Genomic DNA, 19240 nt, shown 5'->3' with positions numbered 1-19240 from the left:
CTCTCAGCTCTTGACCGCGCCCTGCGTCACGCCGCTGATGACCCAGCGCTGCGCGAACAGGTAGACGATGATCGTGGGCGCCATCGCCATCAGGTACGAGGCGAAGGCGACGTTGTAGTTGGTGCCGAACTGACTCTGGAAGATGTTCTGCACCACGGGCAGGGTCTGCAACCCCGGATCCGCCGTGATGAGCGACGGCATCATGAAGTCGTTCCACGATGCCAGGAACGCGAAGATGCCGACCGTCGCGTTCATCGGGCCGAGCAGCGGCAGGATGATCCGCCAGAAGATCTGCCACGTGGACGCCCCGTCGATGCGGGCGCTCTCCTCGAGCTCGACCGGGATCGACCGCAGGTACGCCGAGTAGAGCAGCACGCTGAACGACAGTTGGAACATGGCGTGCAGGATCCCGACGCCGATCGGGTTGTCGAGGCCGATCTCGGCGGTCAGCTTGATCTGCGGCAGCGCCACCACCGGGAACGGCAGGAACATCGCCGCGAGCAGGTAGACGAACGAGTACCGGAAGAACCGCTTGTGCCAGTTCCGGACGATCGCGTACGAGGCGAACGAGCTGAGCAGCAGCGTGGCGACGACGGTGAGCGCCGCGACGCCCAGCGACACCGAGAAGGACACCGGGAACCGGGTCAGCTGCCAGGCCTCGGCGAACGAGCCCGGGTTGAACGGGAACGGCAGCGAGAGTGCATTGCCGTCGACGGACTGCTCGGTCGTCTTGAACGCCATCGAGAGCGTCACGTACAGCGGGATGAGCACGGTCAGCGACGCGAGGCCGAGGACCACGGTCAGCGTCCAGTTCGTGCCGCCCAGTCGTCGGCGGGGGCCGCGGCCGGAGCGACCGGTGCCGCCGGTGGTCACGGCGCGGGTGTCGGTCGGGGGTCGTGTGTCGATGGCGGTCATGCGAGTCGCAGGTTCCTTCCGCGGGTCGCCGCGAGCTGCAGCACGGAGATGAGGACGGTGATGATGAAGAACACGGTCGCGTTCGCCATCTGGTAGGCGTAGTCGCCGCCGGTGAAGCCACCGAAGATGGTCATCGCGACGCTGCTCGTCGCGCTGCCGGGGCCGCCGTTGGTCAGACCGACGATCACGTCGTAGGCGCCGAGGTAGCCCTTCACACCGAGCACGGTGTTGATGACGATGAAGCCGCCGAGCAGCGGGAGCGTGATCGAGCGGAGCTGCTTCCAGCCGGTCGCGCCGTCGAGCGCACTGGCCTCGTACAGCTCCTCGGGAATGGACGTCAGCCCCGCCGTGTAGATGAGGAGCGCGCCCGGCACGGTCTGCCAGGCGGACACGATCACGATCGCGAGCCAGGCGAGGTTCGGGTCGCCGAGGATGCTCTGCTCGAGCGGGCCGAAGCCGACGCTGGTGGCCAGGGCCGGCACGGTGTTCGAGAACAGGAAGTTGAACACGTAGGCGACGATGATCCCCGAGATCACCATCGGGATGACGAACACCGACCGCAACCCGGCGGCGAACCGGATCTTCTTCGCCAGCGCGATCGCCAGGGACAACGCGACGACCTGCGTCACGACGACGGTGACGGCCGCGAAGCCGAGCGTGAAGCCGTACGACGCCAGGATCGCCGGGTCGGAGACGAGCGCCTTGTAGTTCTCGACGCCGATGAAGTCCCACTGCCCGAACCCGAGGTAGTCGGTGAAGCTGTAGAAGACGCCGACGCAGGCGGGGGCGACGACGAACGCCGTGAACAGCACGAGGGCCGGCACGAGGAACAGGTAGTACATGCCCTCGGTGCGGCTGAGTGAACCGACACCGCGGGAACCCACACGCCGGTGCGTGCGGGCTGCGTCGGTCGCCGGTCCGGAGGTGTCCGGGTCGGTGTCGCGGGAGAGCGGGGTCTGCATGGTCATGGTGGCTCCTGTGTCCTGGTCCGGCTCAGACCGTCGCGGAACGGCCGGCGAGCCGCCGCCAGTCCGAGTCGAGCCGCTGCAGCATCGAGGTGAAGTCCCCGCTCCGGATCGCCGACTGCAGGTAGTTGCCGAGCGGGATCGACGTGGGGATGAAGGTGCCGGCGCCCTGGTAGAACGCGGCGTCGTCGACGTACTGCTGCAGGCCGGCGAGGCGCTCGTCCTGCTGCGGGGGTGCGTCGATGCGGGGCGAGTACGCCAGGTTGTCGCGGTTGTAGGCGTCGATGACCTCGGGCTGCATGAGGAACTCGACGAGCTCCTTCGCCTGCTCCGGGTGCTCGGACGCCGTGGGGATCCAGAGCCCGAGGTCGATGTTGACCCGGGCCTTGCGGTCGGCCGGGTCGTTCGACACCGGCAGGGCGAAGGTTCCGACGGGCAGCTTGTCGTCGATCAGCGCGATCTGCCCGAGCGCCCACGGGCCCTGCAGGTACATCGCGGCCTCGCCCTTGCCGAACGCCAGGTTGCCGTCGGCGTAGGCCCGGGTGGCGTGGTCGCGGTTGAAGAACGACGAGATGGTCTTCGCGCGCTCCATCGGCACCGCGAAGTCCTTCTCGAACGACACCTCGGAGTCGGGGCCGACGTCGGCGCCGAGGGCCTTCATCTTCCGGAAGAACGAGCCGGTGTCGACGAGGCTGCCCACGGAGTAGTCGAACAGGCCCTGCCAGAGCGTCCAGGTGTCCCGGTCGGTGGCGTAGATCGGCGTGACGCCAGCCTTCTGCAGTGTCCGGCAGACCTCGACGAACTCGTCCCACGTCGTCGGGACCGGCAGGTCGTGCTCGGCGAAGATGCGCTTGTTGTAGATCACTCCCGCCGCCGCGAGCGAGTACGGCAGCACGCTCGTGCGGTCCTCGAACTTCGCGTACTGGTTCGTCAGGGTGTCGATGTCCGGTCGGACCCGCGCCGCGGACGGCAGGTCGCTGAGGTCGCTGAGCACGCCGCGCGAGATGTACCGGGCGAGCTCGAGGTTGTCGTTGAAGCACCCGACGTCCGCCGGTTCACCGCGCACGAACTGCGGCGCGATGGCCGCTGTGCTGTCGTGCACGACCGACAAGCCGGCGTGCTCCCCCTCGAACTTCCGCAGCAGCTTGTCGAAGTACGCGATGACCTCCTGCTTCTGCTCGTAGAAGCGGAGCGTCGTGGCACCACCGGCGGCACGCCCCGGGGTCGCGCACCCGGCGAGCGCCATCGTGCCGAGTGCGATGCCACCGGCCGCGCCCGCGAGGAACCCCCGCCGGCTCACCGCCGCCTGGAGTGTTGCGGTCCTGCTTCCCACCATCGGGTCTCTCCCTCGTCGCGCATCGTCGCGCAGGCTCTTGTTTACAGCGCTGTAAAGCGTACGTCAACGTTGTAATCGCATGTGGCAGTGGTCCGTGCGCCCCACGGACGGGAGGCACGGTGCCAGCCCGCCCCGCGCCTCCCGTCCGCCGCGCAGCGCGTCCACCGCCGCGCGCCGCCGCTTGGTGCGAGGTTGCACACTCCGTGCGAGGGCCGGAGCGCCGCACCGAGTGCGGAACCTCGCACGGAGCGCTCCGGGGGCGCACCACGGCAGCGCCCACGACACGCCTGGGCGAACGCACAGGAACGCGAGCAGGCACCATGGGCTGCATGGCAAGCACCACTCCTCCCCTGCCCGGACCCGCGACCACGACACCGCAGTTGCGGCGGTGGGTGTTCTGGCCCGCCGCCGTCATCGTGCTGGGGTTCGTGGCCTTCACCCTGATCTCCCCCTCCACCGCCGAGGCGCTGTTCCTCGGTCTGCAGGACGGCATCGTCAAGAACTTCAGCTGGTACTACGTGCTGATCGCCGCGTTCTTCGTCGGCTTCTCGCTGTTCGTCGGCTTCAGCCGCTTCGGTGACATCAAGCTCGGCAAGGACCAGGACGAGCCCGAGTTCTCGACCGGTTCGTGGTTCTCGCTGCTCTTCGCCGCCGGCATGGGCATCGGCCTCGTGTTCTACGGCGTCTCCGAGCCCCTCAGCCACTTCGCCTCCCCGCGCCCCGGCGTCACCGGGAACGAGAAGGAGCTCGCGCAGCAGGCACTGACCCAGACGTTCCTGCACTGGGGCCTGCACGCGTGGGCGATCTACGTCGTCCTCGGCCTGGCCCTGGCGTACGCGATCCACCGCCGGGGTCGCCCGGTGTCGATCCGCTGGGCCCTCGAGCCGCTGCTCGGCAACCGCGTCCGCGGTGGCTGGGGCAACCTGATCGACGTGATCGCCCTGGTCGGCACGCTGTTCGGTGTGGCGACCTCGCTCGGCCTCGGCGTCATCCAGATCGGTGCCGGACTCGAGAGCGCCGGCATCGCCGACAGCAGCATCGTCAGCCAGATCGCGATCATCGCGGTGATCACGGCCGTCACGATCGTCTCGCTCGTCACCGGTGTGACCAAGGGCATGAAGATCCTGTCGAACTTCAACCTGCTGCTCGCCGCCGCACTGCTGTTGTTCGTGCTCATCGTCGGCCCGACGCAGTTCCTGCTGCGGGACTTCGTGCAGTCGATCGGCTCCTACCTGCAGAACATCGTCGGCCTCTCGTTCAACGTCACCGCACAGCAGGGCGCCGAGGGCGAGGCCTGGCAGGGTGCCTGGACCACCTTCTACTGGGGCTGGTGGATGTCGTGGGCCCCGTTCGTCGGTGTCTTCATCGCCCGCATCTCCAAGGGCCGCACGGTCCGCCAGTTCGTGTTCGGTGTCCTGCTGGTGCCGACCGCGCTCACGTTCCTGTGGTTCGCCGTCCTCGGTGGCACCGCGATCCACCGCCAGACCGACGGTTCGGGTGGCCTGATCGGCTCGGACGGCTCGGTCGACATCGAGGGCTCGCTGTTCGCGGTCCTCGGCGACCTGCCCGCCGGCATGGTCCTGACCTACGGCGCGATCCTGCTCATCGGCGTGTTCTTCGTGACCTCGTCGGACTCCGGGTCGCTCGTGATGGCGATGATCGCGTCGGGCGGTGACATCGAGCCGAAGAACTGGCTGCGGGTCTTCTTCGCCGGTGTCGCTGCGCTGCTCGCCGTCGCCCTGCTGCTCAGCGGTGGACTGAACGCCCTGAAGACGGCGGCGATCACGACCGCGTTGCCGTTCAGCATCGTCCTGCTGCTCACCTGTTGGTCGACGATCATCGCCTTCACGCGCGAGCGCCGGGCCTACGACAAGGCCGAGCGCGAGGTCCTGCTCGAGCACGTCGGCGCGTACTACGGCCTCGAGGTCGAGGCGCCGACCGAGCGTCCGGCACGGTCCGGCCTCGGCCGTCCGTGGGCCGCGGTGAAGAACCGCGTGCGCGGCGGTCGCGGAACCACGTCCCCGACGGTGGGCGCGGGTGCGCTCGACGGCTTCCCGGTACGGCCGGAGTCGGTCTCGGCCGACCCGGCGGTGGACCCGAGCCTCGACGCGCGACCGGCGTCGGACGACGGACCCGCGACGGCGCAGCCGGAGCGCTGACGGGCCGTCGACACGACCACCTGACGGACGGGAGGCACGGTGCCAGCTGGCACCGTGCCTCCCGTCCGTCAGTGCGTCAGGTCTCGGTCCGTGCGGACGCGACCTCGAGGGTCACGACGACCGCCACCACGGCGAGCGCCGTGACCGGCAGCGACACCGTCGGCACCGCGATCGACGCGAGGACCACGAGCACCAGGACCACCACGACGGCGTTGGCCCGTGCCGACAGCGACGGCCGGATCGCGAGCGCCCAGATCGACAGCACGAACACCGCGACCGGCACCGCGACGGTCGCGGCGACCGAGGCGGACGACAGCGCAACGTGTCCGGCGTCGGCGCTGACCGCGACCTCGATGCCGGCGGGCAGGGCACCGGCGGCGGCGAAGACGAAGTAGTGGCCGTAGCCGAACACGAGCGCGGTGGGCAGCGAGCGGATGTGTGCGTGCTGCTCACGGGAGAAGTAGATCCACCACATGCCCACGGTGATCACCAGCCCGCACCCGGCGAGCGCCAGCAGGGCCCCGAGGTGCTCGGTGTGCGAGAGGGCGTCGATCACCGCGCCGGCCGAGGCCACCAGCCCCTCGCCCAGGACGATGAGGGTGAACAGGGAGAACCGCTCGGCCAGGTGCCGGGTGTGCCACGGGGCCGTCCCCGTCGAGGTCTGCGCCCAGATCGGCACGGACAGCTCGGCGAGCACGAGGAACGGTGCCGCATAGGACCAGACGTCGTCGGGCAGGGCCAGGGAGACCACCCAGAGCACCTGCACGACCGTGATGCCAACGGCGTGCAGGGTGGCGGTCCGCCGGTAGCGGGTGGAGGACGCGGCGGCGCGGATCCACTGCCCGACCAGGGCCAGCCGCATGACGACGTAGCCGATGACGCCGATCGTGAAGTCGTTCTCGACCATGGCCGCATGCACCCCGGCGGCGAGGACGAGCACCCCCGCCATCTGCACGAACGTCATCACCCGGTAGAGCCAGTCGTCGGTGTCGAACGACGTGGCGAACCAGGTGAAGTTCATCCACGCCCACCAGATCGAGAAGAACACCAGCCCGTAGGCCAGGACGGCGGAGGCGACGTGTCCCTCGAGCTCGATCTCGTGCAGGTTCGTCGCGGCGAAGCCCACCGCGACGACGAACACCAGGTCGAACAGGAGCTCCAGGGGGCTCGCGGCGCGGTGTCGCTGGTCGGGGTCGCGCGGCACCATCCGGCGCAGTCCGATGGTCGGCATGGGGCCAACGGTAGGGCATCCCGAGAACGCGGACTGCTGACGGCGGGACCGGTGCGGCCGATCTGTCCGGGTGCAGGCCCCGCACCACCAGACCCCGCCGTCCACGGCCGTGTACGTCGTGCACGGCCGAACCGTTCCGACAGGAGTCCCGGTGACCTCACCGCGTCCCGCCGTCCGTCCCCGGTCGTTCCGCGCAGCGGCGGTCAGCGCCGCTGCCGGCGCGCTGACCGCTGCCACACTGCTGGCGTTCGCCGTCACCCCGGCGAACGCCGCGACCTCGGACACCCCGCGCTCACCGGCCGATCCGACCGCTGCGGTGGCCGCACCGGAGGGCCAGCCTGGAGGCCCGTCCAGCGTCGGTCCCGCCGCCGACGGCGTGCAGGTGGGTTCCGGCTCCTACGCGCCGACCCCGCCGGACGAGATCACCGACATCGCGGACGTGCGGAAGACGCTGGACCAGCGGCTGTACATCGACCCGTCGAAGGCCGGCGAGCCGGTGCCGACGAACCAGTGGTGGACGGACCTGCTGGTCAGCAAGTACTCCGGCGACATGTGGGCGTACCCGTTCGTCTCGTCGAACAGTGCTGCGGGCACGAAGCTCACGATCCCGACGCGGTGGAACAGCGACGGCACGGCGATGCGCCTGGAGGCCCCGGTGACGGTGGGCGGGACCGTCGAGCCGAGCCCGGACGCGAGCGATCGCACCCTCGCCGACTTCGAGGACGGCGTGCCCGACGGCTGGACCGCGACCGGTGACGCGTTCACCGGCACGGCCACGGGGACGGCCGCCGGGCAGAGTGCTGTCTCCGGCTGGCTCGGCGGACGCTTCCTGAACTCGTTCAGCGACGAGGACGGCGACGGCGCGACGGGGACGCTCACCTCGCCGACCTTCACCATCGACCGGTCGACCCTGGCGTTCCTGGTCGGCGGTGGCCGGCACCCCGACCACGAAGCCGTGCAGCTCCTGGTCGACGGCGACGTCGTGGCGAGCAGCACCGGGACGGACAGCGAACAGCTGCGCTGGGACAGCTGGGACGTCTCCGCCCACCGGGGGCAGTCCGCGCAGCTGCGGATCGTCGACGACCTGCGGGCCGGGTGGGCACACGTGCTGGTCGACCAAGTCCTGCTCACCGACGCCCCGGACGGTCTGGCCGACCGCTTCGCGACCACGTTCCGGGCGAAGCAGGCCGATGCGCTCCGCTGGGGTGACTGGAACGTCAGCTGGCGGATGCCGCAGGACGGCCCGGGCGGGCAGTACATGGACGTCACGAGCGTGCAGGGTTCGCCGTACGAGTGGTTCGAGTTCCACGGCATTACCCCGCGCCTCACCCTGCAGGACGGTGCCGAGATCACCGACGGGGACGGCGAACCGCTCGACCTGCCGGTGACGACGGACCGGTTCGAGATCCGCCAGGACGGCCACGTCTTCGGCGTGCACGCCCCCGACAGGACGACCTTCACGCGTGTCGGAAACGCGCTGGAGGCCTCATCCGGCACGCTCTACCTGGTGCTCAGCGCGGTGCCCGAGCGGGGCCTGTCCCTCGACGACCTGCACCGCACCGCCTTCGCGGTCCCCCGTGACACGACGATGACGTACTCGTACGACCCGGCGGCGGCGAACGTCCGCCAGCAGTGGGCGATCCGCACCGACGCGCTGCAGGGCGACGACCACGACACCGTGCAGGGCTGGCTGCAGCACCAGTACGCCGACGCCACCACGAACCTGCGCTTCACCGGCGCCACGTACGAGACCCCGCGCGGCACCATGCGGACCACCGTCGGCCACGGCGGCTGGACCCTGGACTACGCGTTCACGGGCATGACCCCGATCGGCGCCACACCCGAGGCGGTCGGCGACGACCCGTACTCCGAGCAGGTCATGCGGGAGTACCTGCACGACTACGCCGCGAAGACGACGTACGGCGGGGACACCTACTGGGGCGGCAAGGACGTCTTGCAGCTCGCCGAGTACATGACGATCGCGCGGCAGATCGGTGCCACCGAGGACGCCCGGACGCTGCAGGACACCCTCGAGCGCGCCCTGACCGACTGGTACACGTACACGGACGGCGAAGCGGAGCACTTCTTCGCGATGTACCCGACGTGGAAGGCCCTGATCGGGTTCGCCGACTCGTACGGGTCGGCCCAGTTCAACGACAACCACTTCCACTACGGGTACTTCGCCGTCGCGACCGCCATGCTCGGCCGGGTCGACCACGAGTGGGCCGCGAAGTACCAGGGCATGGCGACACTCGTCGCGAAGCAGTACGCGAACTGGGACCGCGACGACGCCCGGTTCCCGCACATGCGCACGTTCGGCGTCTGGGAGGGCCGGTCGAACGCCGGCGGTGTGTCGTCACCCGGCGGCAACAACCAGGAGTCGTCGTCCGAGGCGATCCAGTCCGAGGCGGGGCTCTTCCTGCTCGGCTCGGTCCTGGGCGACGACGAGATGCAGGCCGCCGGTGCGGTGCAGTACGTCACCGAACGCGCGGCCGTCCGCGACTACTGGCAGAACGTCCGCGGCAACCCCGCCTCGGCGTCGTACGACGGCAACGGCGCGTTCCCGGACGAGTACGAGCACGGGCAGGCGGGGATCCTGTTCGACTCCGGGCAGGCCCACGCCACGTACTTCTCGGGCGACCCCGCCTGGATCTCCGGCATCCAGTGGATGCCGATCGCCCCGTGGTTCGACTACTTCGGCTGGGACCCGGGCTTCTCGAAGGCACTGATGCGCGAGATGATGGCCGCCCGCCCGGAGTCCATCGGGCAGGCCGGCGTCACCGACGGCAACGCGGCACGCATCCAGATGCTCACGAAGAAGTGGTGGGGCGTCGGCAGCTACGGCGACGTGAAGATCACCCGCGACCGCCCGGCCGCGATCGGTGAGCTGCAGGACGCGATCCGCGCGGTCGAGACGAACCACCCCGGGTACGTCACCCGGCGAACCGCGGCGAACCCCCTGTACGACCCGGCCACCGACACCCTGCTGGTGAGTGTGGACGACGACGGACGGGTGGTGTTCCCGGACCGGTACTGGACCCCGGAGAACCTGCCCGACTCGCTGGTGCCCACCGAGCTCGACGGTCCCACCGCCGACCGGAAGCCCCAGGACTGGCCGACGCCGTCCCCGCTGATGCCGTTCCTGGTGGACGACTTCCGCGCCGACACCGCGACCATCGACCAGCTGTACGGCGTCGACCTCACCGACCACACCCCGGGCGAGGACACCGAGCACGCCGCGCGGGTGTTCAGCGGCATGGGTGACGCCCTCGGCAACGTCGTCCTCGGGTTCCTCGGGCAGTACGACCCCGACACCTACGCCGACGTGCACGCCGCACTGTGGGCCGCCGACGACCCGGCCGTGACCGGACAGTCGATGGCCGGCCTCGTCTACCACCAGGCGATGTCGAACCGGACCGTCGGCACCGAGGTCACCGACCGCCACACCTCGGACCCGCTCAGCCAGGTGTTCCGCGCACCGGACGGCACGATCAGCTACGTGCTCGACAACCCCGACATAGTGCAGCACACGTACGACGTCTACGAGGGCACCGAGGTGATCGGCCAGATCGCGGTCCCGGCGCAGACGCAGATCACGTCGCACCTGGACGCGCGGCTCACCGAGGTGGTCGTCAGCACCGAGGGCGCCCCGAAGACGATCGTCCCCGGTGCGACCACGACCTTCACCGCCACCGGCTACGACCAGTACGGCGCCACCGTCGCGCTGGACGACGTCACCTGGTCGACCGACACCGGCACGATCAGCGCCGACGGCGTCCACCGTGCATCGGAGCGCGCGGAGCGGGCGACCGTCACCGCCACGATCGGCGGCGTGCACGGGTCGTACGCCTTCCGGGTCGCACCGGCACCGGTCCTCACCGGGTTCGATGTCACGCCCGGCTTCGACCGGCTCATCGTCGGGACGCCACAGCGGTTCCGTGCCGCCGGCCACGACCAGTACGGCGACCCGGCGGCCCTGCCCGCCGACGTCACCTGGTCGTACACCGGTGCCGGAAGCGCCGGGACCGACGGCACCGTGACGACCACCGCCGCGGGCTCCGGGTACGTCGTCGCGACCGGTGGCGGTGTCGAGGGCTCGGCGGTCGTCGCCTCGGTGACGTCGATCCCCGACGCCGCAGCGGGTGCCGACGTCGACGCGAGCTCCTCGGACGGCGGGAACGTCGCCGGGAAGGCCGTCGACGGGGACCGCAGCACCCGGTGGGAGAGCGCGCACGGTGTGGACGAGGTCGACTACACGATCGACCTCGGGCGGCTGACCGACGTCGACACCGTGCGGGTGGACTGGGAGAACGCCGCCGCCGCACGGTACGTGCTGCAGGTCCGGGACACCGCCGACGGCCCCTGGCGCGACGTGCGGACCGTCGACAAGACAACGGCCGACATGGACACGGTGCCCGTGGGCGAGACCGCCCGGTTCGTGCGCCTGCACCTGACCGACCGCCTCACCGGGTACGGGTACTCCATCTGGGAGGTGCACGTGTCCGGCACCCCGGCGGCCTCGACCGTCGACGTCGAGGACGTCCTCGTCGCGCCGCGCACCGCGACCGTCCGCACCGGTGACACGGTCCGGATGGCGGCCTACGGGTTCGACCGCCACGGGTTCGGCGGGCGGCTCGCCGCGGACCGCCCGGAGTGGGCCGTCGACGGCGGCGGAAGTGTCGAACCGGACGGCGTCGTCACCGCAGCGACCGAGGGCGGCGTGACCGCGACGGTTACGGCCACCGTGCCAGGAGCATCCGGGACGGCCACCGTCACGACCCTCGACGAGGCGACCGACGGTGACGACGACGGCGGAACGGCACCCGCCCGCTCTCGTGACGTGGCCGCCGGCAAGCCCGTCACCACCTCGTCGGACGAGCGCGGCGACCTGTCCGGCGGCAACGCGGTGGACGGCGACGACCGGACCCGGTGGGCCAGCGCAGCACGCGACGGTGAGTGGTTGGCGGTCGACCTCGGGCAGGTCGTGCCGATCGACCAGGTGCAGCTCGACTGGGAGGCCGCGTGGGCCGAGGCCTACCGCGTCCAGGTCCGTGACGACGAAGACGCCCCCTGGCGGACCGTCGCGGAAGAAGCCCACGGGACCGGCGGCGAGGTGATCCACCGGTTGGAGGGCGACGACGTCACCGGCCGCTGGGTCCGGGTCGTCGCAGACCGCCGGCACACTGCGTTCGGTGTCTCCCTCTGGGACCTCCGCGTCACCTCGACGCAGGGCGAACCGACGCCGGACCTGGCACGACGGGCGACCGTGTCGTCATCGGCCGACGAGGGCGACGGCGTCCCCGCACGGAACGCCGTGGACGGCGACCCGGGATCGCGCTGGGCGAGCGGGCACACCGACGACCAGTGGCTCGCCGTCGACCTCGGCGCGCCGCACCGCCTGCACGGCGCGGTGCTCCGGTGGGAGGACGCCTTCGGACGCTCCTACCGGATCGAGGCGCGGAACGCGGGCGACGACGGGTGGACGACCCTCGCCACCGAGACCGACGGTGACGGCAGGACCGACCGGCACGCCCTGGACGGCTCGTGGCGGTACGTCCGCGTGCACGGTGTCGAACGGGCGACCCCGTACGGCTACTCGCTGTACGACCTCGAGATCCGGTAGCGCTGACGCCCCCGCTTCACGCACACTCGACCGAACAGCCGACAACCGACGGAGACACGATGTCGCAACCGCTCGAATCGCTCATGCACGCGAACCTGTTCGAGGTGTTCGGGGAGCGGGACCCCGAGCGTCGCCGCGCCGCGATCGAGCGGACGTACGCTCCGGACGTCGAATTCCTGGACCCTGACGAGGTCGTCACCGGCCACGACGCCCTGCACGCCAAGGCGCAGCGCCTGCTCGACGACGCCCCCGGGTTCGTGTTCTCGCCGGCCGGCCCGGTCTACGAGAACCACGGGATGGGATACCTCGCCTGGCACTTCGGCCCCGAGGGAGCACCGCCCGTCGTGTCCGGCATGGACATCTGCTTCATCGAGGGCGATGTCATCGCGAAGGTCTACACGCTGCTGACCGACTGACCGCCACCACCCGCAGGTGGTGGCGATCAGTCGGGCGCGAGCGATGCGGTCACCGTGAGCGGCTGACGGACGGGAGGCCCGGTGCCAGCTGACACCGGTCCTCCCGTCCGCCTGTCGGTACGGTCGAGTCGTTGCCGGATCGAGACACCGGTCCGGCCCGGCGTGCGGCATGGTTGAGCCACCGATGGCAGGCAGGACGGAGCGCACGGTGGAACGAGTGGTGGGGTGGGCCACGGTCGCGGTGGTCGTCACCGTGACGGTGTCGATGTTGCTGCTGGTCCAGACGACCACCTGTCTCGACGCCGTCCCCGGAGCGGGCGCGACCTCCTGCACGACCACGCCGATGATCGGAGTCGCCGGCACGTGGGTCGCGGCTGTCACCGGCGCGGTCGTGCTCGCGGTCTGCGGCTGGCAGATCGTCCGGGCGGTCCGGTCTGGCAGGGCCGTCCGATGACGCGCACAGGCCCTGCGGCAAGTCCTCGCCCGTGGACATTGATCGCCGTCGTGGTGCTGGTCGGCTGGGCGGTCGTGACGGCACTGCTGTTCCCGGTCACGGGGATGGACGAGCACGAGGGGCCCGGCGACCAGGTCTGGCGGACCTCGTCGAGCACGCTCGGCGTGCCGCTCTCACCGGAGTGGGACGTCCTCGTCTGGCTCGCCGCACTCGCGCTGGTGCCGGTCGTCGTCGTCGGGCTCGTGTTCCTGCTCCGTCGCCGACGACCGCACACCGCGCCCGTCAGTCCGTCGCCGGGTGGCCCTGTCCGCTGAGGTGCGCGCGGAGCACGTCACGGACACTCGTCCACGACTGCACGCCGTAGCGGTCGTTGTCGACGTGGTGCAGCTGCGCCTGCCCGCTGAACATGCTCACGAAATACTGCATCCCCTGCCATGCCGGGAACGTCTCGTCCGGGTCCTTCGACAGGCGCCTGCCGACGGCGCTCATCGCGGACAGGGTGCCGGTGGTGCCGGCCCACTGCAGCCGGAAGCGCTCCCCCGTCAGCTCGCTCATGGTGCGTGCGACGTCGCGTGCGGTGACCTGGTCGCCCGCCATCTCGATCACCCGCGGAGCATCGTCGTCCAGGGCGGCGAGGGCCGTGACGCGGGCGACGTCGTCCTTCGTGGTGAAGTCGAGCACCTGGTCCGCCGACGACCAGAACAGCACGAGCCGACGGCCGGACAGGATCATCGGGGCCTCGCCGGTCAGCAGGTCGGTGAACATGCCGGTCAGGATCGAGGTCGCCTGCACCGGGGCCGCATCGAGGTCGGCGGCGAACTCGCGCCGCAGCTCGAAGTTGCGGTTGGTGCCGGGTGTGATCCGCCGGTAGTCAGCCGAGTAGTCGGACGGGATGAACCGCCGGACGCCCGCCGCCACGGTCGCCGCGAGCAGCGCGCGCTGGGCGTCGACGATCACCGGGCGGGTCCCGCTCACGGCGGAGACCACGACGTCGGCGCCGCTCACGGCCCGGGTCAGGGCGTCGTGGTCGCCGTACTCGGCGGCGACGACGTCGACACGGGCGTCGTCGCCGAAGCGTTCTGCGGCGGTCCTGCTGCCGGGCCGGGTGAGGACCCGGACCCGCACGTCGTGCTGGGTGAGCTCGCGGACGATGCGGTGCCCGAGGTCGCCGGTGGCGCCGGCGACGAGGATGGTGGTGGTCATGGGCGGGGCCTCACTGCAGTGGTGGTCGACGTGGTCGTCGCGGTGCGCCGTCGGGATCGCTCCGGGACGGCGAGGGGGTGTTGGAACGTGGGGTCCGCCTGGTCCGGTCCGGCGGTGCCGAGCCCGGCGGTGAGCGCGACGCGGGCCAGCAGCCGGCGCAGTGTCGTCTGTTCGTCGTCGTCGAGGTGCCGCATGAGCACGCCCTCGGCGCCGCGCAGGGCGGACCGCGTCCGGGCGAGCAGGGCACGCCCGGCGTCGGTGGGGTGGACCTGCCGCACCCGCCGGTCCGTCGGGGCAGGGCGGCGTTCGACGAACCCGCCCGCCTCGAGCGCGTCGACGATGTAGGTCATCTGGGTCTTGTCGATCCCGAGGCGCTGCGCGAGCCCGAGTTGCGACGACGGCTCCTCGGTCGTGGTCGCGACGAGCACCTGGTAGCCACGGGGACCACCCGGCACGTCGGCGACCGCCTCGCTGCCCAGCCGCGTGAAGCCCTGGAGCGCCAGCGGCAGCGCCCACCCGAGTTCGGATTCGATGCCCTCGGCACCCCAGTCGATCTCGGGGAGCGCGTCGGTCGGCGTCGGACTGTCCATACCGGAGACCGTACCGGAACAAGATCGTCTTGTGCAAAGATCATCTGCGGTCAAGACGGACAACCGCCCTGACGCCGAGCAGCCGAGGACCCCATGTCGGACACCGCAGCCATCACCCCGTTCACCCTCGACGTCCCCCAGGCGGAACTCGACGACCTGCGCCGCCGTCTCCTGACCACCCGCTGGCCCGATGCCGAGACCGTCGAGGACACCTCGCAGGGGCCCCGACTCGAGAAGGTCCGCGCCCTCGTCGAACACTGGACGACGGAGTACGACTGGCGCCGGACCGAGGCACTGCTGAACGGCTGGGGCCAGCACACGACCCACATCGACGGGCTCGAGGTCCACTTCCTGCACGTCCGGTCCGCCGTCCCCGGTGCCCGTCCGCTCCTGCTCACCCACGGCTGGCCCGGTTCCGTCCTGGAGTTCCGCCACGCGATCGGTCCGCTCACCGACCCGGTGGCGCACGGCGGCGACGCGGCGGACGCTTTCCACGTCGTGATCCCGAGCCTGCCCGGGTTCGGCTTCTCCGGGAAGCCGACGTCGACCGGGTGGAACACCGCCCGGACCGCGAGTGCCTGGTCGGTGCTGATGTCCCGGCTCGGGTACACGGACTGGTTCGCCCAGGGCGGTGACCTCGGCGCCACCGTCACCGCGGAGCTCGCGGCACTGCAGGCCGCCGACGACATCGGGCTCGCCGGGATCCACCTCAACATGGCGCTGTTCATGCCCACCGACGACGAAGCCCGGAACGCGTCCCCCGACGAGCAGGTCATGCTGCAGGAGAGCGGCCACTACTGGCGGGAGCTGTCGGCCTACTCGCAGCAGATGTCGACCCGCCCGCAGACCATCGGCTACTCGTTGGCGGACTCCCCCGTCGGGCTGGCGTCGTGGATCTACGCGATGTTCCAGGACGTCGGCGGCTCCCACGACGAACACGGCGATGCCGAACGGCTCTTCCCGCTCGACGAGATCATCGACGACGTCATGCTGTACTGGCTGCCGAACACCGCGGCGTCGTCGGCGCGCATCTACTGGGAGGCGACGCGGACCGGCTGGGCCACCCCGGGCACCGTCGAGGAGCCGCTGACCCTGCCCGTCGGCCTGAGCATCATGCCGGGCGAGTACGTCCGCCCGTCGCGCCGCTGGGCAGCGCGCCGGTACACCGACCTGGTGTTCTTCAACGAGGTGGCGCGCGGCGGGCACTTCGCGATGCTCGAACAGCCGGAGCTGCTCGTCGACGACGTCCGTGCGACGTTCCGCGGGCTCCGGTGACGGCGACCGAGCGGATCACCAGCAGCAGGGCGTAGCCGATCATCACGCCGCCCAGGGTCGGCACGAGCCAGGCCCGCGCGTCGCCCGCGACGGCGGTGTTCACGAACCCCAGGCCGGGGATCGAGTACCAGACCCGGCCCATGACCTGCGCGGCGACCACCCGTTCGGGATCGACGGCGGAGTTGTTGTCGCCCTTGAACGTGAACAGGCGGCGGCCGTCGGCCCCGATCGCGACGGCGACCACCCGGTGCGAGATCACGCCGGGCCGGTCGACCCGGATCTGGTAGGTGACGATGTCGCCGACACCGATGTCGGAGGGGTCCACCGGGCGGACGACCGCCAGGGTGCCCGGTGGCATCCCCGGCTCCATCGAGCTCGTCAGCACGGTGAGCGGCACCGAACCGGTGATCCGCGGCACCAGGATCGCCAGCGCCGCGAGCCCGACCACGACGATCAGGAGCAGGACCGCGGCCGTCTGGCCCAGCAGCCGGAGGGCGCCCGACCAGCGGGCACCCAGCGGCTGCGGCTCCCGCTCCGGCTTCGCCTGCGGCACTGCGGTCGTCACGACGTGGCCCGGAGGGAGAACAGCTGGAGTCCGGACGTGCTGCAGTCGGCGACCGTCATCGGGTTGGTGGCGGCGGACCCGCTCGACGCCGTCAGGCAGAGGTCGTTCCGGTTGCGGAACCGGAAGAGCCCGCTGCCCGCGCCGACCGCTTCGGCCGTCCACTTCTGGGCACTGATGTCGTTGTCGGGACGGAGCAGGGCGGACCGGTCGCTCGGGGCGTCCCAGTACAGCGACGGGTTCGAGGGCGACGTGATCCGGAGCCAGTCGTCCTCGGGCGTGAAGCGCCAGGTCTGCGTCGCGCTGGTCGTGCAGGACGTCGTGGTGATCGGCGAGCCGGACGCCGACCCACCACTCGCGACGCACGTGCCGGTGGCGTCGTTCCGCAGGACGTACCGGCTCGTCGACGTGTACCAGCCGGTGGCGTGCTGGATGCCGGGAGACGACGGCGACGCGTGGCCGCCCGCCCCGCTGGCGACCGCTCGCACCGTGTACGCGTAGTACTTCGAGACCTGCAGACCGGTGTCGGTGAAGGACCGGACGGACGCCGACGTCACGCTGACCAGGACGCCGTCGCGGTACACGGCGTAGGACCCGATGCCGCTGGTGTCCGCGGGCGCTGCCCAGGTGACGGTGATGCTGCTGTCGGTCTCGGCGGTCTTCGACGGCACCGACGGGGTGACGGTGTCGGCGACGCTCTGGGCGGCGCGGGCGTGCGCGGTGCCGACCCAGGCCCCCTGACGGGCGGTGACGGTCGCGTCGAGGGTGGTCGAGCCTCCGGAGAGGTCGAAGCGTTGGCCCTGGTTGACCGACGTCCGCACACAGGTCGAACGGCCCGCGCCGGCGGCGAGGGTGGCGACCACGGGGGCGATCGTCGTGCCCGAACCGGTGATCGCCGCACTCGACGGAGCACCGGAGCAGGGGTTGGCGTTCGTGGACTGCCAGACGTCGACCCGGACGGCGCTCGACACCGCTGACCCGGCGGTCGCCGCGAGCGAGAGCGAGGTGGTGGCGGGGACGGACCCCGAGTTCGACACCGTGACGAGCGCCGTGTGGGACAGCGCGGCCGATGAGTACGTGGTGGCGAGGTCCTCGACACCGCGGATGACGACCGAGACGGAGCCGGTCGTCGCGGCGGCCCGGACGGACTGCGCGGGGGCGGTCCACGTCGCCCACGCCGTCCCGCCGCTCACGAGTTCGAGCGCGACGACCGCGGCGGCCGTCGCTCCGAGCAGGAGCACGCGTCGACGTGGAGTGCGGTCGGTCATGATCCTGCCTGCGTCCCGCTGATGGTCGTGGTGAAGTCGGTGGCGAGGCCCTGCTGCGAGGCGGCTGCATCGGCCGGCATCGCGACGGCGAGGCAGAGGACGACGGCGGCACCCGGGGGCAGTGCGATGCCCGCGGACCGTGGCGAGGTCGAGTCGAGCGTGCCGGACCACGTGGGGCGCACGCCGCCGGCCCGGCACACGGCCGCCGACGTCGCAGCACCGACGGTCACCCGCAGGTCACTGCGGACGCCGGAGGTCGACGTCGTCGTGCCGGCTCGCGCCATCGCGACGCCGAGGTCGAGGGGGACGTCGCCGGTGTTCGTCGCGGTGACCACGCCGAACTCGGTGGCACCGGGGTAGAGCGGTGCGGACGGCAGCGCGAGACTGCTCAGCGACAGGTCCGCGGACCCGGCGGTGATCCTCGCGGGCTCGGTCGAGGACCGGGCGCTGAGGAGTGCGAACGTGCCACCGTCGGTGGAGATGGCGACGACCGCCACGATCCCCACCGCGGCGACGGCGAGCAACGTCGCCGTCGGCCAGCCGGTCATCGCGCCCCCTCGGCGCCGGCGGCTCACGCCTGGGTCAGGGTCACGGCGATGGCGTCGAGGTCGACCGACCCGTTCTGCGTGCCGTCCTCGACACCGGGGGTGGTGCTCTTCGGGAAGGCGATGGTCACGCCGACGCGGACGTCCTGCTGCGAGCCGGTCTGCCCGGTCACCGTGTACGGCGCAGCGGCACCGGAGACCCCGTCACCGGACGCGGTGAGCACCGCGTTCGCCGACAGGTACTTCGCCAGTGCGACGTCCGCCGGGGCCGACGTCGAGGTGGCCTCGACCGAGGCCGGGTCCACGGCCAGGGTGGCCTTCAGGCCCTTGCCGTTCGCGGTGACGACCATGTCCTGCGAGTAGGTGACGACGTCGCCCGGCACGATCGGGTAGCCGTCCAGCGTCGAGAGCGGCGACCCACCGTTGACGGTCCAGCTCGCCGCCTGCGTGGTCGGCTTGATCGAGAGCGCGCCGGCGACGATGGTGCCCCCGGCGGTCTCGGCGCTGGAGTTCCAGAGCGCGAAGGTGCCGGCGCCTCCGAGCAGGAGGGCGACGCCCGCTGCGCCGATGATCGAGGCGGTGATGATCTTCTTCATGGTGTGCTCTCTGCGACGTCGAACGTCGGATCTGCGTCGACCACGTGCGGGCGGACAGCTCGATGAGCTGCTGGCAGCCAGGCCCCGGGGAAGGGCGCGGCG

At 71.0% G+C, this 19240-nt stretch carries 16 protein-coding genes; 6 read left to right on the top strand and 10 right to left on the bottom strand.

The genetic code is table 11. The features are described 5' to 3' along the window. Window positions 1-3: 3 nt before the first annotated feature. Genes DEJ29_RS06435 through DEJ29_RS06425 form a run of 3 tightly spaced genes read right to left on the bottom strand, consistent with a single transcriptional unit; the run spans window position 4 to window position 3180 of the window. Window positions 4-915, bottom strand: coding sequence for a carbohydrate ABC transporter permease (locus tag DEJ29_RS06435; RefSeq protein WP_111038946.1), 912 nt, complete (start codon window positions 913-915; stop codon window positions 4-6). Beyond that, window positions 912-1883 carry a carbohydrate ABC transporter permease gene (locus DEJ29_RS06430; RefSeq protein WP_111033103.1) on the bottom strand — a complete coding sequence of 324 codons (972 nt, stop codon included), beginning with the start codon at window positions 1881-1883 and terminating at the stop codon, window positions 912-914. Before DEJ29_RS06430 ends, DEJ29_RS06435 begins: the two co-directional genes overlap by 4 nt. A 25-nt stretch (window positions 1884-1908) precedes the next feature. Continuing rightward, the gene (locus DEJ29_RS06425; RefSeq protein WP_111094629.1) at window positions 1909-3180 is read right to left on the bottom strand and encodes an ABC transporter substrate-binding protein; all 1272 of its coding nucleotides are present in this window, start codon (window positions 3178-3180) and stop codon (window positions 1909-1911) included. Window positions 3181-3545: 365 nt separating this feature from the next. On the opposite strand from DEJ29_RS06425, the gene DEJ29_RS06420 reads away from it, so the two are divergent. After that, window positions 3546-5375, top strand: coding sequence for a BCCT family transporter (locus DEJ29_RS06420; RefSeq protein ID WP_258375916.1), 1830 nt, complete (start codon window positions 3546-3548; stop codon window positions 5373-5375). A 76-nt stretch (window positions 5376-5451) separates the two neighbouring features. On the opposite strand, the gene DEJ29_RS06415 is transcribed toward DEJ29_RS06420, so the two are convergent. Next, window positions 5452-6606 carry a low temperature requirement protein A gene (locus DEJ29_RS06415; RefSeq protein WP_181438154.1) on the bottom strand — a complete coding sequence of 385 codons (1155 nt, stop codon included), beginning with the start codon at window positions 6604-6606 and terminating at the stop codon, window positions 5452-5454. A 151-nt stretch (window positions 6607-6757) separates the two neighbouring features. Here DEJ29_RS06415 and DEJ29_RS06410 point away from each other — a divergent pair, with 151 nt between their 5' ends. From DEJ29_RS06410 to DEJ29_RS06395, 4 genes are all read left to right on the top strand, one after another. Next, the gene (locus tag DEJ29_RS06410; protein ID WP_111094631.1) at window positions 6758-12229 is read left to right on the top strand and encodes a discoidin domain-containing protein; all 5472 of its coding nucleotides are present in this window, start codon (window positions 6758-6760) and stop codon (window positions 12227-12229) included. A 59-nt stretch (window positions 12230-12288) separates the two neighbouring features. Continuing rightward, a complete protein-coding gene (locus DEJ29_RS06405; protein ID WP_258375917.1) occupies window positions 12289-12645 on the top strand; it encodes a nuclear transport factor 2 family protein in 357 nt (118 codons plus the stop codon). Between the two features lie 208 nt (window positions 12646-12853). Beyond that, window positions 12854-13099, top strand: coding sequence for a hypothetical protein (locus DEJ29_RS06400; protein WP_146248309.1), 246 nt, complete (start codon window positions 12854-12856; stop codon window positions 13097-13099). After that, a complete protein-coding gene (locus DEJ29_RS06395; RefSeq protein WP_284174163.1) occupies window positions 13096-13413 on the top strand; it encodes a hypothetical protein in 318 nt (105 codons plus the stop codon). The genes DEJ29_RS06400 and DEJ29_RS06395 overlap by 4 nt, the downstream gene beginning before the upstream one ends. Here the strand turns inward: DEJ29_RS06395 and DEJ29_RS06390 are convergent. Together DEJ29_RS06390 and DEJ29_RS06385 are read right to left on the bottom strand one after the other, a co-directional pair. Beyond that, window positions 13382-14302, bottom strand: a complete 921-nt coding sequence (locus tag DEJ29_RS06390; RefSeq protein WP_111094634.1) for an NmrA family NAD(P)-binding protein — start codon at window positions 14300-14302, stop codon at window positions 13382-13384. The genes DEJ29_RS06395 and DEJ29_RS06390 overlap by 32 nt on opposite strands. Then, a complete protein-coding gene (locus DEJ29_RS06385) occupies window positions 14299-14892 on the bottom strand; it encodes a MarR family winged helix-turn-helix transcriptional regulator (RefSeq protein ID WP_071404274.1) in 594 nt (197 codons plus the stop codon). The genes DEJ29_RS06390 and DEJ29_RS06385 overlap by 4 nt, the downstream gene beginning before the upstream one ends. 93 nt (window positions 14893-14985) lie before the next feature. Between DEJ29_RS06385 and DEJ29_RS06380 the strand changes: the two genes are divergently transcribed. After that, complete coding sequence (locus DEJ29_RS06380; RefSeq protein WP_111094635.1) at window positions 14986-16167, top strand: epoxide hydrolase family protein; 1182 nt, start codon at window positions 14986-14988, stop codon at window positions 16165-16167. On the opposite strand, the gene DEJ29_RS06375 is transcribed toward DEJ29_RS06380, so the two are convergent. The 4 genes from DEJ29_RS06375 to DEJ29_RS06360 are packed head-to-tail and all read right to left on the bottom strand — an operon-like array spanning window position 16073 to window position 19138. Beyond that, window positions 16073-16732, bottom strand: a complete 660-nt coding sequence (locus DEJ29_RS06375) for a signal peptidase I (RefSeq protein WP_181438156.1) — start codon at window positions 16730-16732, stop codon at window positions 16073-16075. The genes DEJ29_RS06380 and DEJ29_RS06375 overlap by 95 nt on opposite strands. Next, window positions 16729-17997: a fibronectin type III domain-containing protein gene (locus DEJ29_RS06370; protein WP_111094637.1), complete on the bottom strand. Its 1269-nt coding sequence runs from the start codon at window positions 17995-17997 to the stop codon at window positions 16729-16731. Before DEJ29_RS06370 ends, DEJ29_RS06375 begins: the two co-directional genes overlap by 4 nt. Beyond that, a complete protein-coding gene (locus DEJ29_RS06365; RefSeq protein ID WP_111094638.1) occupies window positions 17994-18545 on the bottom strand; it encodes a hypothetical protein in 552 nt (183 codons plus the stop codon). Before DEJ29_RS06365 ends, DEJ29_RS06370 begins: the two co-directional genes overlap by 4 nt. A gap of 23 nt (window positions 18546-18568) precedes the next feature. Beyond that, entirely contained in the window at window positions 18569-19138 is a 570-nt protein-coding gene (locus DEJ29_RS06360) for an alternate-type signal peptide domain-containing protein (RefSeq protein WP_111033128.1), read from the bottom strand. Window positions 19139-19240: the final 102 nt, after the last annotated feature.

It is taken from the genome of Curtobacterium sp. MCPF17_021 (genome assembly GCF_003234605.2).
GTDB classification, from domain to species: domain Bacteria; phylum Actinomycetota; class Actinomycetes; order Actinomycetales; family Microbacteriaceae; genus Curtobacterium; species Curtobacterium flaccumfaciens.
This window is presented reverse-complemented; position numbering and strand designations above follow the sequence as displayed.